We start from the raw sequence: 2447 nt of genomic DNA, 5'->3' as shown, positions 1-2447 counted from the left end.
TCTTTCATCCCACCGGATGACATCGAAAGCACCACGGTGCTCAAAGATGCGGCTGCAGCTTCGATCTACGGAGCCCGGGCTGCTTCGGGCGTGATTGTCATCACTACCAAAAAAGGACAACGTAAAGCACAGAAATTAAGTGTTAGTTACGATGGTCTGTATGGGGCCACCGATCCAGGGAAAGGCTACAGCATCCTGACTCCGCAGGAGCAGGCTGACTGGGCCTGGCAGGCCCGCAAGAATGACATCTATCAGGCAGGGGGCACCATCGGTCCTGATAGCTTCACCGGGATCGCTAGTAACCAGTATGGCACAGGCCAAACTCCTGTCCTACCCGATTATCTGCTGGTTGGTACACGGGCAGGACTTTCGGCTTCACAGGTTGATCTGACCGCTGAGGCAGCCAAGTACAATGTCAATTCGGCTAACGGCGCTATTTATAACGTCATCCCTTCCAACAAAGCAGGCACGGATTGGTACGGTGCTATCACCCGAGTCGCTCCCCTGATGCGTCATAACATCGGTTTCTCGGGCGGGACCGATTATAGCCGCTACTACATCGCCCTGGGCATGCAGCAGCAGGCCGGGATCGTCATCAACAATGACTATGTCCGCTACAACCTGCGAGCCAACACCGAGTTTGACATCACCAAAAAACTCCGCTTTGGCGAAAACTTCCAGCTGGCTTACATCAAAACAAAAGGTCTTCTGGGTGGTGTCGGGAATCAGCTAGGAAATGGAACCAACAATAACTCCTCGTCCTCCTCGGATGAAAATGAAGTGTTATCGGCCTTCCGGATGCCCCCGATTATTCCAATCTACAACTCGTTTGGTGGCTATGCGGGGACAGCGGCTCCGGGTTTCAACAACCCAAGAAACCCAGTTGCTGATCGCCAGGCTCGGGCTAACGATTCCAGATTCGACATCTTTGGCTTTGGGAATGCGTACCTGGAGTACGATGTGATCCCTTCGCTGACCCTGCGCTCCAGCATCGGCGGTACCTACTTTAGCAATTATAATAACTCCTACGGTCGGGTGCAGTACGAAAACTCGGAGAACAACACCACCTACACCTACTCCGAAGGAGCGGGGTATGGTCTGGCCTGGACCTTCACCAACACCGCCCACTTCAAACAGAAGTTCGGTATTCACGATATCGACGTGATCGGTGGGATTGAAGCCCTGAACACAGGCGCTGGTCGTAACCTCAGCGGATCGGGTCAGAACCCTTTCACCACTGACCCGAACTACGTGACTATCAACACAACGACGCCGGGTGCCACTCGGAGCGTGGGAAGTGGCTATAGCTTAGGGAACCGATTCTACTCGTTGTTTGCTCAGGCTCGCTACATTTTCAACGATAAGTACATCGTGACCGGCGTTATCCGTCGGGATGGGTCATCACAGTTCGCGCCGGCTTTCCGTTACGGGGTGTTCCCGGCCGCTTCGGTGGCCTGGCGCTTATCGTCGGAGCCGTTCATGAAGAACCTGCCCTGGGTGTCTGATCTGAAGATTCGCGGTGGGTATGGGGCCATGGGTAACTCCAGCTACCTCTCCTCGACCAACCAGTACAACCTGTTTGCCTCCAACGCAGGTAATGGCTATGACATCAGTGGTACCAACAACAGCATTGCCGCTGGTTTCTACCGCAGCCAGATCGGTAACCCGGCTGCTAAATGGGAAACCTCGATCACCTCCAACATCGGAATCGATGGGTCGTTTTTCAACAACAAGTTAGAAGTGGTGTTGGATTTCTGGCGCAAGGACACCAAGGATCTGTTGTATCCGCTGGCGCTACCGGGTGTTGTGGGGGCTCGGGCTAGTGCACCATCGGTGAACGTGGCGGGTATGCGCAATGAAGGGATCGACCTGTTGATCACCAATCGGGGCAACCTGTCAGGCGATCTGAGCTATGAAGTAACTGGCGTTGCTAGCGTGCTGAACAACAAAATTACGGCTATTGCACCATCAGTTCCTTTCTTCTATGGCGGAGGGACTCGTCTGAGCGGCAATGCCGTTCGGAACGAACCAGGACATGATCTGTCTTCCTTCTTTGGTTACAACGTAATCGGTCTGTTCAACTCGAAGGAAGAGGTAGCCGCTGCGCCAACTCAGGAAGGAGCCGCTCCGGGCCGATTCCGCTATCAGGATGTTAACGGCGACGGTAAGATCTCTCCCGATGACCGGACTTACTTAGGCAGTCCCATTCCAAAGCTGACGGGTAGTATCACCCTGACGCTGAAGTACAAAGGCTTCGATCTGAACACCAACCTGTACGCTACGTTTGGCAACAAGATTTTCAACAACCAGCGTTGGTTCACGGATTTCTACCAGTCGTTCACAGGTGGAGCCGTTAGCTCACGGGTGAAGAATTCGTGGTTGCCCACCAACACCAACACGAACATCCCCATTTACGAGAGCTCGTCAAATTTCAGCACGCAGACGCA

1 protein-coding gene is annotated in these 2447 nt (G+C 53.7%); it reads left to right on the top strand.

Going from position 1 to position 2447, the window contains the following annotated elements:
* On the top strand, positions 1 to 2447 hold a 2447-nt coding region (locus tag ACYVE4_RS31035; protein WP_461044311.1), incomplete at both ends, for a SusC/RagA family TonB-linked outer membrane protein.

It is taken from the genome of Spirosoma harenae, assembly GCF_054776975.1.
This window is presented reverse-complemented; position numbering and strand designations above follow the sequence as displayed.